The 16,396-nt window shown below is 68.5% G+C and carries 17 protein-coding genes; all 17 read right to left on the reverse strand.

Translation table 11 applies throughout. The annotated features are described in order from the left end of the window. Positions 1-41 precede the first annotated feature (41 nt). On the reverse strand, positions 42-518 hold the full coding sequence (locus J2126_RS03195; RefSeq protein WP_209483869.1) for a phage baseplate assembly protein V: 477 nt from the start codon (positions 516-518) through the stop codon (positions 42-44). 111 nt (positions 519-629) lie between these two features. Continuing rightward, positions 630-1,676 (reverse strand): phage baseplate assembly protein, encoded by a 1,047-nt coding sequence (locus J2126_RS03200; RefSeq protein ID WP_209483871.1) that lies wholly within the window; start codon positions 1,674-1,676, stop codon positions 630-632. Further along, complete coding sequence (locus tag J2126_RS03205) at positions 1,676-2,884, reverse strand: DNA circularization N-terminal domain-containing protein (RefSeq protein WP_209483873.1); 1,209 nt, start codon at positions 2,882-2,884, stop codon at positions 1,676-1,678. Before J2126_RS03205 ends, J2126_RS03200 begins: the two co-directional genes overlap by 1 nt. Positions 2,885-2,896: 12 nt before the next feature. Further along, positions 2,897-4,819: a phage tail tape measure protein gene (locus J2126_RS03210; protein ID WP_209483875.1), complete on the reverse strand. Its 1,923-nt coding sequence runs from the start codon at positions 4,817-4,819 to the stop codon at positions 2,897-2,899. Between the two features lie 72 nt (positions 4,820-4,891). Continuing rightward, on the reverse strand, positions 4,892-5,278 hold the full coding sequence (locus J2126_RS03215; protein ID WP_209483877.1) for a phage tail assembly protein: 387 nt from the start codon (positions 5,276-5,278) through the stop codon (positions 4,892-4,894). A gap of 4 nt (positions 5,279-5,282) precedes the next feature. Further along, entirely contained in the window at positions 5,283-5,666 is a 384-nt protein-coding gene (locus tag J2126_RS03220) for a phage tail tube protein (RefSeq protein ID WP_209483879.1), read from the reverse strand. 92 nt (positions 5,667-5,758) lie between these two features. Next, entirely contained in the window at positions 5,759-5,959 is a 201-nt protein-coding gene (locus J2126_RS03225) for a hypothetical protein (protein ID WP_209483880.1), read from the reverse strand. An 83-nt stretch (positions 5,960-6,042) separates the two neighbouring features. After that, a complete protein-coding gene (locus J2126_RS03230) occupies positions 6,043-7,515 on the reverse strand; it encodes a phage tail sheath subtilisin-like domain-containing protein (protein ID WP_209483882.1) in 1,473 nt (490 codons plus the stop codon). A gap of 30 nt (positions 7,516-7,545) precedes the next feature. Next, positions 7,546-7,773 (reverse strand): DUF2635 domain-containing protein, encoded by a 228-nt coding sequence (locus tag J2126_RS25905; RefSeq protein ID WP_209483884.1) that lies wholly within the window; start codon positions 7,771-7,773, stop codon positions 7,546-7,548. A gap of 15 nt (positions 7,774-7,788) precedes the next feature. Continuing rightward, positions 7,789-8,547 carry a hypothetical protein gene (locus tag J2126_RS03240; RefSeq protein WP_209483886.1) on the reverse strand — a complete coding sequence of 253 codons (759 nt, stop codon included), beginning with the start codon at positions 8,545-8,547 and terminating at the stop codon, positions 7,789-7,791. Between the two features lie 19 nt (positions 8,548-8,566). After that, complete coding sequence (locus J2126_RS03245) at positions 8,567-8,881, reverse strand: hypothetical protein (protein WP_209483888.1); 315 nt, start codon at positions 8,879-8,881, stop codon at positions 8,567-8,569. Positions 8,882-8,974: 93 nt separating this feature from the next. Next, positions 8,975-10,003, reverse strand: a complete 1,029-nt coding sequence (locus tag J2126_RS03250; RefSeq protein WP_209483890.1) for a major capsid protein — start codon at positions 10,001-10,003, stop codon at positions 8,975-8,977. 80 nt (positions 10,004-10,083) lie between these two features. Then, positions 10,084-10,758 carry a head decoration protein gene (locus J2126_RS03255; RefSeq protein ID WP_209483892.1) on the reverse strand — a complete coding sequence of 225 codons (675 nt, stop codon included), beginning with the start codon at positions 10,756-10,758 and terminating at the stop codon, positions 10,084-10,086. A gap of 125 nt (positions 10,759-10,883) precedes the next feature. After that, positions 10,884-11,978 carry a head maturation protease, ClpP-related gene (locus J2126_RS03260; protein ID WP_209483894.1) on the reverse strand — a complete coding sequence of 365 codons (1,095 nt, stop codon included), beginning with the start codon at positions 11,976-11,978 and terminating at the stop codon, positions 10,884-10,886. Positions 11,979-12,435: 457 nt separating this feature from the next. Then, entirely contained in the window at positions 12,436-12,666 is a 231-nt protein-coding gene (locus J2126_RS03265; protein WP_209483896.1) for a hypothetical protein, read from the reverse strand. After that, complete coding sequence (locus tag J2126_RS03270) at positions 12,663-14,285, reverse strand: phage portal protein (RefSeq protein WP_209483898.1); 1,623 nt, start codon at positions 14,283-14,285, stop codon at positions 12,663-12,665. Before J2126_RS03270 ends, J2126_RS03265 begins: the two co-directional genes overlap by 4 nt. Beyond that, positions 14,282-16,384 (reverse strand): phage terminase large subunit family protein, encoded by a 2,103-nt coding sequence (locus tag J2126_RS03275; protein WP_209483900.1) that lies wholly within the window; start codon positions 16,382-16,384, stop codon positions 14,282-14,284. Before J2126_RS03275 ends, J2126_RS03270 begins: the two co-directional genes overlap by 4 nt. Positions 16,385-16,396: the final 12 nt, after the last annotated feature.

Raw genomic sequence — 16,396 nt, forward strand, 5'->3', positions numbered from 1 at the left:
GTCGCACCGCGGCGGGGGCCCTTCGGGCAAGCGTGTGAAGATCAGACTTTCGCGTAGACTTTCGAAGAGGGGCCGGCCTCGGTGACGACCTTGTCGCCGCCCTCCTCGCCGAGGTCGACGCGGGGGGCCTTGAGGACGATTTTCGTATCGGCCTCCACCATCAGGGTCGCCCCGACGATGCGGACGACGCCGCCGATGAGGGAGATGAGCTCGCCGTTGACGCCGTAGAGCGCCTGGGCACCGCCCGGCAGGTTTCGCGGGCGATGGTCGCGGTGCTCCGCGCCGATCATGATGACCCGGTCGGAGCGCCCGCCAAGGGCGAGCAGCAGCGCCTCGGAGCCCTCGGGCGGCACGGAGGAAAAGCCGTGCGGCTGGGCCCGGTACACCTTGGTGAAGGTCTCGCCCTTCAGGCCGCGCATGCGCACGAGCTGCTGCGAGCCGGAATCGTCCACCTCTTCCACGGTCGCGCGGCGCAGCATGGCGCGGATGTTGTCCGAACTGGCAGGGTCATAAGTCACTGTTGGTCTCCCGCGCCGTCAGGCTGCCGCCCGAACCCGGATGTTTCCGGGTTCGGCTCGCGAACGGACCTTGCAACCCAGCCTGCCGTCGCGGGGCGCCTGCGGCGGGCTTCAATCGACCCCCCAGGCCTTGCCGGACTTGTTCCCCTTGCCGGCCTTGTTCCCGTAGGCGCGGGGGTCGACCACGCCGACCTCGGCGATGGAGCCGCCATCGTCCTGGCGAAAGCTCACCTTCTCCACCAGCATGTCCTGCTGGATGGACAGGCTCGGGCTCTCCACATAGATCAGGCGGCCCGGCTCCCACACCGTGCCGCCTTGATCGCGGAAGCCCTGCGTGTGGACCGTGGCGCGCAGCGCGGCGCCGGCGGAGCGGTCCTTGCGGTTCTTCGCGCGGGTCTCGGCGCGTTCGTCGTCGGTGTCTTCCTCCACCACCACGATCACCGGGCGATGGCGCTTGACTACACTGTCGCGGGCGATGCGCTCGATCTCCATGGCGGAGGCGCCGTGGCCCTCCGGCCGTTGGCCGCGCACGCGATATTCGCTGTGCCGGTTGGACCAATTGTGATCGGCCTCGGCCTCGAGGAGGTTCTGCCCCTCGATCAGCCCGCCCGCATGCCGCTTCCGGCCGCCCTTGGTGATGGCGATGGAGCCGTCCGCCTGCCCGCACAGGGTGAGCCCCTGGGAGCGGCAATAGCGCTCGACCGTGCGAAACGCCGTCTCGCCGGGCGTGATGCGCATGACCTTGATCGTCTTCAAGGTCTCCGACACGTCGAGCTGGATGCCGACGCCGTACTTGTCGAGCGCCTTGGCGAGATCCTCGACGGTCTTGTCGCGCATCTCGCCGGTTTCGTGCTCGGCGGAGGAATCGATGTAGTCCGCGCCCTTGGAGCGCCCCGCGACGATGGCGGTGCGGGCCGTGGCGGAGACGCGGGGCTTGTAGCTGTCCACATAGCCGATGAGGGCCGTGGTGCCGTTGAAGGCGATCGTCACCTGCGCGCCGGCCGAGAAGGTCCAGGCGGTGACGCCCGGCCCGCCCTCATGGGCGCATTCAATCTCGAAGGTCCGCGCCGCCTCGTTCAGCGCGGCCGAAAGCTCGAAGCGTTCAAACGATGTGTAGCTGCGCCCGCCGACGGCGACCCTAACGATTTCCTCGCCCATCAGCTCACCAAGGCTTCAAACGTGCGCGGCACGAAAGACGGGTGCGGCAGTCGGTTGCGGGCCGTGATCTCCTCACAACGCGCGGGGTCGCCATAGAGCCGCCAGGCCCACCAGAGCGAGGGCATGGCGCGCGGCGCCTCCACCTGCGCCACGGGGGCGAGGTCGGTGATGAGGCGGGTGAGATAGGCGCAGACGAGGCCGCGCAGCTCGGAGAGGGCGACGAAGAGTTCGGCGTCGAGCCCGCCGGTGCAGCGGGCCATCTCGGCGCCGAAGCGCTCGGAGGCCTCGGCGCGGGCGGCGATGCCGGACGGACGGTCGGCGAAGGTGGCGGCCATCAGCGCCTCGGCATAAGCGGCGAGCACGGCGAGGCGCAAGGCGCGGGCCGCCTCCCCTGCCGCGGCGAAGGCCGCCCGGGAGGTGGCACTGCGGAAGACCGGCGCGTCGGCGACGCCGAAATCCACCAAATCGGCGAAGGCGGCGCGGGCGTCCGTGGCATCCATGCCGGCGGCAAGGCCGGAGGCGATGTCGTAAAGCCGGGTCGCGGCGCTGCCGTCGGCGCCGCCCGCCCGGCTCACCAGCGCGGAGGCCTCGTCGGCGAGCGCGGCGATGGCATCGCGCGCCGTGGCGGAGGCGGAGGCCTCCACCGGATAGGTGGCGCGCACGCTTTCCAGCGCGCTCGCGGCCTCCACCAAAGTGGAGGATGCGGCCACCGCCACCCGCTCCGGCCGGCCGGCGACATCCATGCGCGCGAAGGCGGCCCCCGCGATGCCGGCGAGGCCGGAGGCGGCGGCGAGCACCTGCGACGCGGCCATGCCCACCGAGGCGAGGGCGAAGCCGAAGCCCTCGCGCACGAATTCGATGCGGAAGGCGATGTAGCCGTGCGCATCCTTGTCGCGCGAGCGGGCGCCATTGAGGGCGCGGACGTTGAGCGGGCCGTGGGTCGGCAGCACCAGCACGCCGGCGCCGCTGGTGGCGATGGCGTTCGAGAGCGCTGCCGCCTGCGCGTCCGCCGTATCGGAGGCGAGATAGGCCTCCACCGTGAAGTGTCGCGCGGCCTCGCCGAGATCCTCGATGAAGGGCTGGTCGCGGTTCGGGAACTCATGGACGACGAGACGCCGGCCCGGCAACTCCTCGTCATGCTGCACATAGAAGGGCACGCCCCGGAAGGAGGCCGGCCAGAGCGTGTTGAGCCAGTCGCGGCAGGGCATGGGGCTGGCTCCTTATGGGCCGGAGGACGTTCCCGAGGAGGGTTCGGCCTCCGGCATAGAGCGGCCCACCGAGGGGCCGTTCTGGATCTTCATGGCCCCCCTCGCCTCCTTGAGGGTGGCGATGAGGTAATTGGACGGGTCCACCGTCACGGTGACCTTCACCTCGGCGGTGCCGGTGACGGGCACGGGATCCTGCACCACGGCGGTGATGGCACCGCGATCCACCGGGGTCGGGAACGGGACGCTGCGGTCGACCGGTACCGGGAAAGGCGGCTGATAGGCATCGCGCGCGGCCTCCCAGTCGCCCATGTCGGCGGGCCGGCGGCCCATGTTGGCGCGGACCTTCATGCGGTCGCCCTGATCGGCGGGGAAACGCCCACCGGAGGCGATCAGGACATTGAGGCGCGCAGCCGCGATCAGACGGTCGAGCTCCTCGAGCTTGTTCTGCGTGGCCGCATAGGTCGGCACCTCGGCGGCGATCTGCGCCGGGGTGTAGCCGTATCCGCGCAGCGTATCCACATGCTGCTGGTCGCCGGCGAGGCTGGCCTGGTGGCGCCGCTTCTCATCCTCCAGCGCATTGAGGCGGGCGCGCGCCGGATTATCGCGCTCCTCCTGCCGCCGCTTGATATCAGCCCTGATATCGTCGTTGCTCGGGCCGCCGAAGTTCGTGGCCTTCTGCACGTCGGCAAGGCCGAAACCGAGGTTCCGCTTCATCCAGCCGTCAAGGTCCTGCATCTGCTCCTTGAACAGCTGCACCTCAAGATCGGCGCGCTCCAGGAACTGCGTCACCGCTGGCATGGCCTGCTGGCCCACCGCAAGGGCCGCGTTGTTGAATTTCGTTTGCGCTACGGTCAACTGCGCTTGAGCATCATTCAATATACGTACCAACTGCTGGGAAACCGCACCTTGGCTTTTCTTTACTTCCGCAAGTTTGCTTTGATACAAGTCCCAGTCTTTCATAAGACCGACAATTGCCCTACGACTATCTGCTTCGGAAAATATGGAAGACAGCAAAAGGTTTTTCTCAAGGTCGGTACCTTTTGTCTTATCTTTCAGATACTCGATGATCGCTTCAAAAGAGTTTTTTCCCTGCTTTTCGGCCTTGAGCATGATTTTTTCGAAATCATGCCCTTGTTTTTGCGCAGCCTTGAGCACAGTCGGGGACAATAGTTTTTCGAAGGCATCGGTCATGCCCGTCGCGGCCTGCTCCTCAGTACCAGAGGATTCGCGGACGACCTGCAACATTGCTCCCAGCCGCTGCACTCCATCCACGCCGACGAGCCCGAGCTTTTGAGCAGACGCAGCTATCTTGGGCAGATGCTGTGCCATCGCATCGAGTTCGAAATTCCCGAGGTTACCTGCGACAACGAGTGAATCGAAGGCAGCCTGCATTTCCGATGCTGGAACCTTCATTGCCTTGGACACAGTCATGGCCGTCTTAGCCATGTCCGCAGTCGCGGCACCCGAAGCCTGCGCAGTTGCCAAGACAGACGGGAGAAAATCGAGGGCCTCGCCCATGGATTTGCCAGAGGCGACAAGTGCATCCAGCCCACTGACGGCCTGGTCAAGTGGCATTTTCATACTCTCGGCCATCACTTTGATGGCCTCCGTGGCGCGCGTCGTCTCTGCCGCCGATGCCCCGCCCGTCAATCCGATGCGGTTCATCTGCCGCTCAAGCGCGGCATAGTCGACCACGGCATCCTTGATCTTGCCGCCGACGGCCGCGCCGCCCATGGCCGCGAGGCCGCCCGCCGCCACGGCGAGGCCGGCGCCCCAGCCGGACGCGGCGCGGGCGCCGCGTTCCAGCAACGGGGCGGCACGGGACTGCATGGCGGAGGCGCGCTCCAGCCCGCGGATCTTGGCCGCCACCTGGCGAAAGACGCCGCCCGTCTTATCCTGCGCCGAGATGACCGCCCGGGCTTCCATGGTGCGCATTGACTTACCTCACCTTTCGCGGCTTCAGCCAGGCCGCCCAGCGCGCGCCGAGGGTCCACATCTCCGCCAGCGTCAGGCGGCGGACATCTCCGAGAGGCCAGCGGAGGTCGAAGAGGAAGGCGTCGGCGAGGGCGTCGAGATGCCGGCCGACGCCTCCCGAAAAAAACGCTTCACCGCCTCGGCCAACGCCATGGCGTCCACCAGCGCGTGAATCTGCGTGAGGTGCTCGGGCGGGACGGAGGAGAGACGCTCCACATATTGGCGGATCACCACCATGTCGTCCTGCGGCAGGGCCGAGCCGGCGGCGATGATGAGCGACGTGGGATCGCCCAGCGCCATGAAATCGGAATAGGTGGGCGCGCGCAGCACCACCTCGCGCACCTGCCCGTCGTGGGTAGTGACGGGCGCCTCGAGCCGGACGGTCTTGGTACCGTCCGGATTGTCCACGATCTTCGCCATCGCCTCAGCCCGCCACGTATTGATAGGTGCCGCCCTCGATGGCGACGCCCGTCACCTCGCCGGAGGAGAGGTTGATGGAGGGGCGGCCGACGAAGCGGGCGCCGGTGTAGAAGTGCTGGCGGCCGTTGGTCTCTTCCACGATGGTGGCGTTGACCTTGCACTTGGCCATCCAGGCCGCCCACTTGAAGCCGCAGCCCTGGCGGAACGAGATTTCCGCGCGCGGCAGGCGGGGCGAGACGCGATAGGCGGCCGAACCGTCCTGGTTCGCCATGCCCTCCACCTCGGCATTGGTGGGCATGAGGGTGATGTCGGCCTCGGAGAGCACGAAGCGCTCGCCGTCGACGGTGAGATAGATGGTGCCGCCGAATTGGTTGCAGCAGTCGGACACGGCGTTTCTCCGTGGTGAGAGTCAGGCGGCGCAGCCGCCACGCGGCAGGCGCAATGGGTTGGCGGGCGGCATTGCGACTGCCGCGAAAGAACTCAAGCTTCCCGGTCGAACGGGCGGCAGGCGAAGCGGCGAACGATGAAGGCGGGATGGGCTGCGGCCCATTCCATGGCTGCGCCGGCGCACTCCATGGGGAGGGGTGCGCGGGAGGCGGCGAGGTCGAGCGGCACGCGTTCCTCCCGGCAGGTCGCGGGATCGGCGGCGAGGCAGGCGAGGAGCACGAGAACGTGGCCCATTCACGCCTCCGGCTGGTGGAGCGCGGCGATGAGGAGCATCACGACCACCCCGATGAGGAGGATCGTGACGACACGCTCCACCCTCAGCCCTCGTATTGCAGGTTGATGGTGACGTTGGCCGCGAACACGCGCAGCTGGTTTACCACGTCCATGGGGATGTAGGCGTTGACCCGGCTGGCGTCGTTCTGGTCGCGCTCCACCACCACATATTCGGCGAACAGCTCGGGCTTTTCCGCCACGCCGATCTCCACCAGGCCCTGATAGGCGTGGATGAGGGTGTTGCGGATGTCCTTCGGCGTCGTGATCTCGGCGACGTTGTGCGGGTTGTCGTCCGCCAGCGCCTGCCGGGCATGGGTGTTGGAGACCTCGGTGCGGAACCAGCGCACGGCGAAGACGCCCTGCGCCATCGTCTCGATGTCGCCGAAGGTGCCATCCGCCACGCCCGCGCCCGTCACCTGATAGGTGGTGCGCACGCGGTCGATGGCCACGAGCCCGTCCTCAGTGACGGTGTAGGCGCTCATGCCGTCGGTATAGAGCGCCTGGCGGTCGGCCTTGTTCCACCACACGGCGCGGTCGCGGGGCGGCAGGATGCCGGGCAGGAGGAGCGTCTGCAGCGGGCGGGAGAGCTCCGGCGCATCGGTGAGGTGCGAGGAGACGACGGCCCCGAGCACCGCTGCCCATTCCCATTGCGGCGAGGGCGACACCTGGCTCGCCATGATGGAGACGTGCGGGTCATTGCGCCCGTCGCCCAGGGTGACGCAGGCGGAGAGCGTGCCGAAGAAGGCGGTAAGGTAGTGGCCGTAGAGCTGATCCATGGGCGACCAGCGGCCGGTGACGGAGCTGAGAAGATCGCGCGCCGCATTCAGCGAGGTGGAATCGGCATAGGGGCCGGCGATCCAGTCGAACGCATCGTCACCGAGATTGGCGAAGGCGGCGGCGAGGTCTGGCACGCCGGTGCCGCCGGACATGGCGACGATGGTGGTGTTGCTGGCGGTCAGCACGTTCCCACCCTCGATGGCATTCGCCAGTTCAAGGCCATTGAAGAGGGTGCCGTAATGCCGGGCGGTGACGGTAACGACCCCAGCCGCGAAGGTGGCGATGACGGGAAGCCCCTCGGCATTGATGGCGGCGGCGATAGCCTCGGCCACATCCGCGACAGCGTCACCCGCCCAAACCTGCACCGTCAGGCGGCGGCCGAGCACATGCAGCACGCCCACGCCCGTCACGCCCGGCGCGGTGCCGATGGTGATGGTGCCCGCCGCCTTGGCGCCGGCCGGATCGGCCAGCGGAAGCGCCCAGATGGGCTGGAGCGGCGCGGCCTTGCGCGCGGCCACATACATGTGGGCCAGCATGGAGCCGGCGCCGAACAGGCTTTCCGCCTCGCGCTTGGACTGGATGGGGCCGATGGGCGTGCCGGCGGACGCGAGGCCCCCGGCCAGCTTCTGCCCGGCGAGGAGCAAGCGCGACTGCCCCTGATAGGGAGTGCCGCCGGAATTGATCTCGGCGTACCAGAACGGCACCAGGATGTTGCCGGGGATGGTGTTGAAGGCGACCATGGGGCGCTCCAGATTCTATGAAAATTGGTGTCAGGCGGGCTGATCGCCGGAGGGCGCTTCCGCAGCCGGCTCGGGCTCTGCAGGCTGAGGATCGGGAACGATCTCAACTTCGCCCGCGCTGAGGCGACGAACCCAGAAATCGTCTAGCGGTACGTTCCGGCCTTCAGGCGGCAGACATCGGTTGGTGCGCCGGTCTTTCAGGGCCGACGGGACCAGCTTGCCATCCAGAAGCACCGGACGCGCGCGAAGGCGGGGCATAGGGAAAACCCTTCTTTAACCCTGCGGAATGGCCACATCGGCGGTGATGTCCGCCGTGCCGTCGGAGGGCTGCGAGATATCGATGTCGAGGGTGATGCCGGTGAACGGCACCGGCGCGGGCTGCACCGGCAAAGCGGTGCCTAGCGCCGCGAAGATCTCGGGCGCGTAGCCGGCGGCGATGAGGGCTTCGGCCACGCCGCGCAAAGGCGTCGGCAGCCGGTCGACCCCCTCCGCATCCGCTTGAATGAGGGGGCATTCGTCGGGCACCTGCACATTCAGGACGACGCGCCGCGCGGCGAGCTTCACGCCCTCCTCCGGCTCCCGCTCCTGCGTGGAGACGATGCTTGGCAGCTTCTGCCGCAGGCTGCGGAAGATGCGGCCGGACTCGCCGAACAGGAGGGCGTCCCGGATGCGGTGCTCCAGCACGCTCAAGGCATCGTCGGCTTCCGCGTCCGTGACGGGCACGGTCCAAAAGGGTGTTTCCTCGCCGGCATCGTCCTCAAAGGTGGTGAACACCCGCACGAAGATGGCGATCTCCACCTCGATCACGCGCAGATAAGGCGGGCCGGCGGGGCTGTTGGCGGTGCCATCGTCCCGGCCCGTTCCGACGACGACCACGAGCTGCCGCTTGGCGTCCTCCGCCAGATCGTCGAGAGGCCCGATCCGCTCGCGGTAGACGTTGCCGCCGGCCGGGGTCGGGTAATTCCCGTTCGCGGCCTTCGGGCACAGCGCCTCGAGGACGGCAAGGGAAAGGGCCATCCGGGAGAACGACATGTGATGTCCTGCTCGGGCGCTATCGATTGAGCTGGAAGATGAAGAGCGAGCCGGCCGGCACGATCTCGGCGATCTCGAAGGTTTCGCCCGTCGCGGTGCGGCGCAGGCGGTCGCCCTGGCGGGGGCGCTCGGCGAAGAGGCTGCGCTCCGCGTGGACTTCCGGCCGGTCCGTGGTGTGACCGGGCTTGTCCTTGCGGATGCTGGCCGCCCGCCAGTCCTCCACGCCGGAACCGGCGCGGTTGCCCTGATCGTCGAAGGTGGCGGTGAACGCCACCTCTGTGCGGGTGCCATCGGGCGCGGGGCGGCCGTTCACGTCCGCCTTGGCCATGGGCATCAGCCTGAAGCCCTCACCCCTGAGGCCATTCACTGCCCCATTCAATCGGACGGCAAGGGCGTCGAAGGGCGAGGGCATCGTTGCGCCGACCCATCACTGCATTTTGGCGCGGAGCAGCATCTCCGGGCGGGTGCAGATGAAGAGCGGATAGGAGTAGATCTCCGTCCGGTCCCACGCATCGCGGCCGGAGGTGTCGGCGAGGAGCAGGCCGTAATATTCGCGCCCGGCCTGGTTGAGGTAGGGCTTGAACTCGTTGGCCGGGCCGAAGCCGACCTGGAAGGCGCCGCGCGCCCCGATGGGGAAGAAGCGCGCCTTGGTGGAGCCGATGGCGAGGCGAGCGCCGTCATCGGTGCCGCGATAGTTGATGAAGACGATGCCTTCAATCTCGATGGACGAATAACCTTCGATGTTCTCGATGGTCGCCGCCCGCTCGGTGCCGAGCTTCGTCTCCTTGATCTGCGGATGGTTGACGAGCTTGTCGAAAAACTCGTCGCCCGTCAGCGAGCCGACGCGGGTGGTGGGAGTCCACACGCCCTTGGCCGCCTTCTGCATGGCGCGCTTCACGTCGCGGCATTTCTTGCGCACGTCGGTGGCAGCGTCGTCGAGCTCAAAGTCGAGCTCCGCCGGCTCGGCCACGCCCCATTCGGCATACCAGTCCTTGAGGACCGTGGTGCCGTCGGCGTCCATCACCTTGCCCTGGATGGCGCCGAGGCGCATGTGCTCCCAAGTCAGCTCCAGATCGTCCATGATCTGCGCGGTGCGGCTGGTGACCTCGGCGGCCACCTCCTTCGTCTGAATGTCGAAGGGCAGCGCCGCGACGCCGGCCAGTTCGGCCGCATAGATGGTGGAGCCCTTGGCGAGACGCACGGTATTGAAGGGCTTCACCTTGGCGTCCTGCGGCACCAGCTCGGCCGGCGGCGAACCGTCGGGAGAGGTGGGAATGAGGGCGATGGTGCGCTCGCGATAGGCGATGGCGATGGTGCGCGAGCGGGAATAGATCGGCTGGAACAGGCCGAGGGAGCCGAGCAGCTGGGGCTTGAACTCCACCTTCTCGACGATCTCTTCCTGATACTCGATCACGCCCCAGGCGTTCTGGGAAAACACGTCGGTGACGAGGCCCATGTGGAAACCCCTTGAGTGATAGGCGCTCTTGGGCAGCAGCCCTCGTCAGCGCAGGTGATGGGGAGGAACGGCGCCGCGCTTCAGCGCGCGACGATGCCGTGACTGGCGGAGAGGACCGCGAGGGCGGCGGCCTTCTGGTCGTCGGTCATGCCGGACTTCCAGGTGAGCACCGCCGCATGAACCTCGGTGTCGCGGGCGGTCAGGGTGCGCTTCACATCCTCGGACGTGGCGTCGCAGCCCTGGTAGAGGATGGCGGCGGGCACCTGCGCGCCGTTGGTCGCGGCAGGGTCGTGGACGGCGTACTTGCCGACGTTCGCGGGATCGGCGATGGCCACGGTGACCAGCGCGATATCGCCCGCGGCGAAATCGGTGCCGCCATCGGCCAGGGTGAACTTCACCACGCCGGTGAAGGCGACGCCGACGGTGCCGGTGCCGATCACGACGCCATCGGGGTCTTCCACCTCGAAGGTGCCGGCATTCGCCGCCGGCTCGATGAGGATGACCTTATAGACGCCTTCCTTGACGCCGGCCCCATAGGCGGGATCCGCGAGGGTGAGGGCGCCCTTGCCGCCGCCGACATCGGTCTTCGTCACGGTGACGACGCCGCCGTCGGTGATCTTGCCGAGCACGGTGCCGGGCTTGAGCACGCCGGCGCCGGACACGATGGTGCCGACCTCGCGCGAGCGATAGCCGGACGCCTCGGACACGATGTAGTGCCCGGCGCCGGACTTCAGGTCTTCGGTGAGCGTGACCATGAATGGATTCCTTTCGAAGCCATCGGCTGAGGCGCCGCCCGCCAACCCGCATCAGCCGATGGCTGCACCACGCGGGCACAGGTGGGTTGGCGGGCGGCACCTGTGCCCGCGTGGCGAGTGATGATTCAGCGGCGCTTGTTGGCCTTCGCCACGCAGGAGGCGAGAATGGACAGGTCGCCCTTGCCCTTCGGCTTGGTATCGCCAGCCACCGGCGCGGTGAGGCCGGAGGCCTTGGCGCGGCGGTCGGCGTGGGCGGCGGGGCACTCTTCCTGCTGCGGGGTCGGCTCGCCCCCCTTCTCGGCGGTGGCGAGGAGCTTCGCGGCGGCCTCCACGTCGAGTTCGGTCTCGAAGGCGAGGTGCTTGGCCAGCGCCTCGCGGCCGGCGGCCTCGGCATGGTTCAGGATGCCGCCGATGCGGGCGGTGGCGGCCTTCGTGGCCTCGGCAACGGCCTTGGCATTGTCGTTCGCCGCCTCGGGGGCGGCCTTGGTCTCGGGCATGGAAGCCTCCGGTTTGGCGGCGGGGGCCGCGGAAGGGGTGATCTTGGCGGGCTTGCGGGGGGCCGCCGCAGGGGCGGCCGTATTCATCGGCACGCCCCAGGGCTGGGCGGCGGCGGGCGCCTTGAGCTTCTTCGACTGGCTCTGCAGGGCCTTGGGCGCCTTGGCATAGAGGCGGTAATCGAAGGCCGAAGCCTTGGCCGCCTTCTCGTCGTCGGCGGCGCCGGCGAAGCCCTTGTCGATGGCCTCGGCGGCATCCATCCAGGTCTCGGCGTCCATGAGGGCGCGGATCTCGGCCAGGTCGAGGCCGGTGCGCTCGGCATAGATGGCGGCGAGCTGGCCATCGAGCTTGGCGAGGAGTTCGCGGCTCTTCTCGTGATCCTCCGCCGTGCCCCACGTGATGGTGGAGGCGTTATGGATCATCATGAGGGCGCCGGCCCGCATCTCCACATCGTCGCCGGCCATGGCGATGATGGAGGCGGCGGAGGCGGCGACGCCTTCCACCACGACGGTGACGGCACCTGAATAGGCCTTCAGCGCGTTGTAGATGGCGACGCCATCCCAGGCGACGCCGCCGCCGGAATTGAGGCGGACGGTGATGTCGCCGTCCATCTGCGCCAGCGACTGGATGACATCCATGGCGGTGAAGCCGGAATCGTCCCACCAGTCGCCGCCGACAGGGCCATAGAGCACCAGCTCGCCGTCGACGATGAGATCACGGGCCATGGGGAGTCCTTGAATTTGATGCTCGCCAAAAGGCGTGCCAGCCGTGCCTCCGCCCGCGTTATTCCGTGTCCCCTGATGCAGTTTGCTTTTCGCCATCCGTGACCTCAGCCGAAGCTTTATTCACGACACTGATAGGGCTGACCGCTCTCCCGAGCTTCCGGCGCGTCCCTGCTCTCCACGCTGGCATGAGCAGGCCAAAAAGTGCCCTTGCCCAAGGGGCTGTCCATCGTCACCACGGCGCACGCTCCCGTTGGGCAACACGTGCGGTCGGTCTGTGACGGCCTCAGGACGGGAGGAGGCGCGTGGTGAGGGGGCCGTCCGACTTGCGCAGGGCGGCCCCCTCTCAGGTATTCTGTGTCCTCGTGCCGTCAGTCGCGGCAGGCGGCGCCGCAGATCCAGCCGACGGCCATCCACAGGAGGGCGAAACCCACCCACGGGACGAAGCTGGCGGCAGTCATCACGAGCAGCCGAAACGCATGCGCTTGGCGAAGCGCGTGCGGCGCTGGCCGGTTGCAGCGGCACAGGCGGCGTCCTGCTCGGCGATGAGGGCATCCAGCTTCGCGAGGTCCGGGCCGGTAGACTGCATCTCGCGCTCGCCTTCCTTGATGCGCACGACGGCGCCCTCGGTGACGATCTGCGTGCGCAAGGCGCGCAGGCGAGCGGCCTCGGCGCAGGGGTCCACGCTCATGCGGCGGCTCCTACGGGATCGGCTGGGTCGGTCTGGTCCGGCGCGCCGGTGCCTGGGGAACGGACGAAGGGGTTCGGCAGGCCGAGGGCCTCGATCCGCTCCAGTTCGGCCGCGCGCTGGGCGAGCACGTCGTTCACATCGAGGCCGAGCTCCGCGCATTCGATGGCGAGCGAGGAGGTCCCATTGACGAGGCGCTCGCTCGCGGCCTTGGCGGACTTGCCGTCGTCGGCCGTGGGCTTCGCCGGCCCCTGCCAATCAGCCCAGCACACCGCATCCCGGTTCGCCCGGAAAGCGCGATAGCCGCCCTTGATGGGGATGCGGCCCTCGCCGATCTCCTCATCGAGCCAGGCCTCATACACGGCCTGGTGGATGGGGGCGGCGATGCGCTCGCGGCGGCGGAGCACCACGGGCCAGATGGAAGAGCCTTCCATCCGGGTGGAGGAATACGTGGCGCCGTTGAAGTCGAAGGAGAAGCTGGAATAGCTCACCCCGATGGCGCGGGCGATCTCGCGGCGCAGGTCCGCCGCGAAGGGGATGTAGTTCGAGCCCGGCGTGGAGGCCGTGTGAAACTCCAGTTTCTCGCCCGGCGCCAACTGATTGACCTGGCTTGCCGAATTCAGCACCAGCGAATTTGCGGACGCCGCATCCATGCGGGCGGAAAAATAGGCCCCGAACTCCGACGTGAGATCGGCGTTCTCCAAGGCTTCGATGGCCTGGAAAGCCTCCGCCGAATCCTTGAGGTCAGACGTCAACGACGCGGCGAAGAGCGTCTGCAGGATGGCGGTCGCAAGCGTCGCGTCGCCGAGCTGCTCGGCGCTGGCGTGGGTGCGCAGGACCGAGGCGATGACGGAGATGCCGCGCACGTCGCCGGCATCCCACGGATCGAAGACGTGCACCACCTGCGGACGGCCGTCGGCATCGCGCGCGGCATGGTCGACCTTCACGTCCATGCCGTTCACCCGCTCGAGCAGGCGATAGGCGACGGGCCGGCCGTTCACGTCGTGCAGGACGCCGGAGTGCAGGCGGTCCATCTCCGACGTGTCGCGCACCAGCCGGTGCGGCGCGACGAGCAGGAACTTGGTGCCGGTGGTGGCGCCATAGGCCGCGCGCTGGGCGGGCGTGAGATAGTCGATGACGCCCACCGCCTCGCCATAGGCGACGTGGTGGCGCAGCGCCACGTCCACCTGCTGCGGCAGCGTCCATTTGCCCTTGAGGTCGCATTCCGCCGGGTTCCACGCCCAGCGGCGCCAACGCTTCTCCACCATGCGCGCCCAATCCGCCGCTTCCTTCTCGGTATAGCCGAGGCGGGCGAGGTCGGGCCGGGCGAAGAGCTTGAGCTCCGTGCCGACAGTGTCGGCGAGCACCTGGTCCACGGCGCCCTTGAGGCGTCCGGAATTCTGGATGAAGTCGAGGGCGAGGCCGGAGATCCGGTCCCACACGCGGCGCACGTCGTCGCGGTTGTCGATGAGGCTGGAGCGGCGGGCCGAGAGCACGCCCGTGGACGCATCGCGCATCCAGCGGGCTTGCGGAACATGGCGGACGCGCGAAACCGCAGGCGCAGGGGTGGCGGCGGGGAAAGCGATGCTTCCCGCCTTCACCCGCACCCGCGGCTTGGTCATGTCCGGTTCTTCCACTTGGCTTTGCGGTCCTCGCGGGAGAGCGAGGGCGCGGGGCGGGGCTTCGGCTTGAACGGCCCCTCGTCGGCGGCAGTGAACAGGTCCGGTGCCGGCGGGGCGCCATGCACCTGCGTGATGAGGTCCGCCCAGCCCTGCGTGGTGAGACGGCGGCGCCGCTCCAGGTGCCAGGCGAGGGCGAAGGCGTAGACCGTGGCGTCGAAGAAATCGTTGGCACGGCCCGGAAGGCGCTTCCATTCGCGCTTCGCCCGGGGGCTGATGAGCTTGCGGCCGGCGCGTCCGGCGGACTTGAGGGCCTCCTCGTCCGGCTCGGTGAGTCGCTCGGCGGTCAATTCCTTGGCCAGCGCCTCGTCGGTGAGATCGGCGGGAAGGTGCAGCGTGTTGCGCGGCCACGCGCCGTTGGCGTCGCTCCCCTGCACGAAGTTGGCGAGGCCGGCCATCACCTCGGTCTTCACGTCATAGGCGCCGACGGGGTACAGCATCACCTTCGTGAGCACCCGTCCGCGTGAATCCTTCACATCCCGCTTCACGGGCGTGCCGAGCCACGGCAGGCCGGAGCTGGGGCGGCCATCTAGCGCGTAGAGGTTCGGCCGCCCGGCGCAGAACAGATAGACGCGGTGCGTGGCGAAGCCGGAATCGATGCCCGACAGGTCGATGCCCTTGTGCGCGCCGCCGGCGGTCGGATAGGTCCGCCCCAGCGCATCGGCGAGCGCGATCCACGGCTCGTCGGTCTCGGTGGGCGAACCTTCGAACACCTCGCGGTCGATGAGCCAGCGCTGCCCGAGCGGGCCGATGGCATACACCACCCACTTGATGCCGTAGCTCTGCACGTCGGCGGTGGAGACCAGCAACCCGGCGCCGGGCGGAACCACGCGGGCGGGCATTTCGCGGGCGCGGGCCGCCTCGACGATGCGTTCCCACTCGATGGTCACGCCGCCCGGGTCGTAGGGCAGCGCCAGATCCTGCTGGTAGAACACCCGCAGCTTGGTGGTGTCGCCCTCGGCTTCCTGCCAGCGGGTCCAGATCTCGCCGAACCGCTCGCGCGGGGCGTAGGCCGCCCAGAGGTGATAACTCGGCTGCCAGTCGCGGCAGCGGCCCTCGCACGGGGGGCAGGCCCAGGCGGCCACCTCCTCCGGCTTGAGCGTCTCCGGCACCGGCGCCTCGTCATCGGGCACGCGGGTCGCGATCCAGACGCCACCCTCCAGCATCGGGGCCTTGTGGCCGTCGAGGATGGCACCGTCGCAGGCGAGGCAGCGCAGGTGCGGGGCGAGGCCCGCCTCTGCGTCCGGGCCGCGCAGGGCGTCCGGAGTCAAAGGCTGGAAGGTGCCGCAATGGGGGCACGGCACGTAGAACAGGCGGCGGTCGCCGGCCTCATAATCGGCGGTGATGGCGCATTCGCCGGCAAGGCCGGGGGTCGAGCCCTGCCATTCCTTGGCGAGGTCGCCGTACATCTTCTGGCGGGCCCGGGCCTGATCGCGCGGGGAGCCGCGACCGTCCACGTCGCGCGGATAGCCGGTCACCTCGTCCATTGCGAGGTACTTGATGGAGACCATCTGCAGGCCCTTGGAGGAGCCCGCATTGACGATCTGGGCGAAGCCGCCGGCGAACTTCTTGAATGCCGTGGTGGAGCCCTGCTCGTCGCGGCTGTTCACGGGGAGCACCTTGTGCTCGACCCGCGGCGTCGCCTCGATGGTGGGCTGCAGCTTCACCCGGTTGAACTTCGTGGCCTCCTCCAGCGTGGGGAGGACGATCATCATCGAGCCCGGGGACTGGTCGACGATGTAGCAGAACCAGTTCTCGATGGCCGTGGACTTGCCGAGCTGGGCGGCCCAGCGGGCGGTGACACGGCGGGCCGGATGGTCCGGGTGCAGGCAGTCCTGCGGCTCGCGCAGGTAGGGCACGCGGGAGGTGCGGAACTTGCCCGGCCAGGGCGAGCCCGATTCCGCCGATACCATCCGGTGGCGGTCGGCCCACTCGCTGATCGTGAGATCGTCCACCGGGCGGCTGGCCGCCTCCAGCGCGCGGAAGAGCACGGCGGCGCCGTCCGGGAGCGCGGGGAACTGGGCGCGGATCTCGTCGCTCATGTCTCCCACGGC

Origin of the sequence: Xanthobacter flavus (genome assembly GCF_017875275.1) — a bacterium.
GTDB lineage: Bacteria > Pseudomonadota > Alphaproteobacteria > Rhizobiales > Xanthobacteraceae > Xanthobacter > Xanthobacter flavus_A.

What these genes read in the sequence shown, in the direction of transcription:
- J2126_RS03200 (WP_209483871.1), bottom strand. Translation starts at nt 1,676, where the DNA reads ATGGGCGAGGAAATCGTTAGGGTCGCCGTCGGCGGGCGCAGCTACACA.
- J2126_RS03205 (WP_209483873.1), bottom strand. Translation starts at nt 2,884, where the DNA reads ATGCCCTGCCGCGACTGGCTCAACACGCTCTGGCCGGCCTCCTTCCGG.
- J2126_RS03210 (WP_209483875.1), bottom strand. Translation starts at nt 4,819, where the DNA reads ATGCGCACCATGGAAGCCCGGGCGGTCATCTCGGCGCAGGATAAGACG.
- J2126_RS03215 (WP_209483877.1), bottom strand. Translation starts at nt 5,278, where the DNA reads ATGGCGAAGATCGTGGACAATCCGGACGGTACCAAGACCGTCCGGCTC.
- J2126_RS03225 (WP_209483880.1), bottom strand. Translation starts at nt 5,959, where the DNA reads ATGGGCCACGTTCTCGTGCTCCTCGCCTGCCTCGCCGCCGATCCCGCG.
- J2126_RS03230 (WP_209483882.1), bottom strand. Translation starts at nt 7,515, where the DNA reads ATGGTCGCCTTCAACACCATCCCCGGCAACATCCTGGTGCCGTTCTGG.
- J2126_RS25905 (WP_209483884.1), bottom strand. Translation starts at nt 7,773, where the DNA reads ATGCCCCGCCTTCGCGCGCGTCCGGTGCTTCTGGATGGCAAGCTGGTC.
- J2126_RS03240 (WP_209483886.1), bottom strand. Translation starts at nt 8,547, where the DNA reads ATGTCGTTCTCCCGGATGGCCCTTTCCCTTGCCGTCCTCGAGGCGCTG.
- J2126_RS03245 (WP_209483888.1), bottom strand. Translation starts at nt 8,881, where the DNA reads ATGCCCATGGCCAAGGCGGACGTGAACGGCCGCCCCGCGCCCGATGGC.
- J2126_RS03250 (WP_209483890.1), bottom strand. Translation starts at nt 10,003, where the DNA reads ATGGGCCTCGTCACCGACGTGTTTTCCCAGAACGCCTGGGGCGTGATC.
- J2126_RS03255 (WP_209483892.1), bottom strand. Translation starts at nt 10,758, where the DNA reads ATGGTCACGCTCACCGAAGACCTGAAGTCCGGCGCCGGGCACTACATC.
- J2126_RS03260 (WP_209483894.1), bottom strand. Translation starts at nt 11,978, where the DNA reads ATGGCCCGTGATCTCATCGTCGACGGCGAGCTGGTGCTCTATGGCCCT.
- J2126_RS03265 (WP_209483896.1), bottom strand. Translation starts at nt 12,666, where the DNA reads ATGAGCGTGGACCCCTGCGCCGAGGCCGCTCGCCTGCGCGCCTTGCGC.
- J2126_RS03270 (WP_209483898.1), bottom strand. Translation starts at nt 14,285, where the DNA reads ATGACCAAGCCGCGGGTGCGGGTGAAGGCGGGAAGCATCGCTTTCCCC.
- J2126_RS03275 (WP_209483900.1), bottom strand. Translation starts at nt 16,384, where the DNA reads ATGAGCGACGAGATCCGCGCCCAGTTCCCCGCGCTCCCGGACGGCGCC.